This is a genomic window from Paraburkholderia sp. BR10882 (assembly GCF_040948855.1).
GTDB classification, from domain to species: Bacteria; Pseudomonadota; Gammaproteobacteria; order Burkholderiales; family Burkholderiaceae; genus Paraburkholderia; species Paraburkholderia nodosa_A.
In genome coordinates, this window is sequence record NZ_JBFPKP010000052.1 from 1 (window position 1) to 1,607 (window position 1,607).

A 1,607-nucleotide genomic window follows, 5' to 3' on the forward strand; every position below is an offset into this window, starting at 1 on the left:
GGGGGTGCGGCGGAATTCTTGGACTATTAGGAGCTGGTCCATGTATTCATACGAAGAACGCATCCGAGCGGTCAAACTCTACTTGAAGCTTGGAAAGCGCCTCACCGCGACGGTTCGTCAGTTAGGCTATCCCACAACGAAATCGCTCGAACGTTGGTATCACACGTACGAGCGATGTCTGGATTTGCCGAAGGAACGTATCTGCTTGAGGCCGCGCTATTCGGCGGAACAAAAAAAAGCGGCTACAGACCACTATATGAGCCATGGCCAGTGTCTGGCAGTAACGACAAAGGCCTTGGGATATCCGGGACGCGGGACGCTCGTCGCCTGGCTCGACGAGCTGCATCCTGAGCGAAAGAAGCGCGTTCTCGGGAAGGCTTCGGGTATTCGGTATGCACCGGAGCTCAGGCAGACAGCGGTCATCGATCTGTGCACTCGACGAGAAAGCGCGGAGGAAGTTGCTAAAAGGATTGGCGTGAGCCGGCCAACGTTGTACAACTGGAGAGATCGGTTACTCGGTCAGGAGGCTGCTTCAGCCATGACACGCCGCAACGATCCGCCGCAGAGCTCCGAGAAAGCGACGCTGGAGCAGCAAGTCGAATCACTCCGACGAGACATCCGGAAGCTCCAGATTGAACACGACATTCTGAAGAAGGCCAATGAAATATTAAAAAAAGGCCAGGGCGTCAACCCGCAACTCCTGACGAATCGGGAGAAGACGGCGCTGGTTGATGCCCTGAAACAGACTTACACGCTGCCGGAGCTTTTGGCTGAATTGGGGCTCGCCCGTAGCTCCTACTTCTATCACCGGGCGCGGATACAGGCTGCCGACAAGTATGCGGGTGTACGCAGTGCCATCGCAGATATCTTTGAATTGAACCACCGCTGCTACGGATATCGCCGGGTGCGGGCGGCACTTGGCAGGCAGAAAGTCTTCATCTCGGAGAAGGTCGTTCGGCGCTTGATGAAGCAGGAGCAGCTAAGCGCGGCCACAACGAGGCGACGTCGATACGGCTCCTACGCTGGAGAAATAGGTCCGGCTCCAGAGAACCTTATCAACCGGGATTTCCGTGCCGCAGCACCGAATGAAAAGTGGCTCACAGACATCACCGAGTTCCAGATTCCTGCTGGCAAAGTCTATCTGTCGCCAGTTATTGATTGCTTCGATGGGCTTGTGATCAGCTGGTCGATCGGTACGCGACCAGACGCCGAACTCGTAAACACGATGCTCGATGCCGCCATCGAAGCAATCGGCAGCAGCGACAGCCGACCTGTTGTCCATTCAGATCGCGGTGCGCACTATCGCTGGCCAGGCTGGCTTGCCCGGATACGTGAGGCAAGGCTGATTCGCTCAATGTCGCGCAAGGGCTGCTCGCCCGATAACGCAGCGTGCGAAGGATTCTTTGGACGGCTGAAAACGGAACTGTTTTACTCGCGGGACTGGCAGACCGTCAGCACCGACCAGTTCATCGAGGTCGTTGACTCGTACATTCGCTGGTACAACGAGAAACGGATCAAGATCTCGCTTGGCGCACTCAGTCCGATTGAATACCGGGAGAGCCTCGGGCTGACGACATAAACCCGTCCAAGAATTCCGCCGCACCCCC

1 protein-coding gene is annotated in these 1,607 nt (G+C 56.6%); it reads left to right on the forward strand.

The features are described from left to right. Window positions 1-40: 40 nt before the first annotated feature. Window positions 41-1,579, forward strand: a complete 1,539-nt coding sequence (locus AB3X99_RS40830) for an IS3 family transposase (protein ID WP_069264554.1) — start codon at window positions 41-43, stop codon at window positions 1,577-1,579. The last annotated feature ends 28 nt before the right edge of the window (window positions 1,580-1,607 follow it).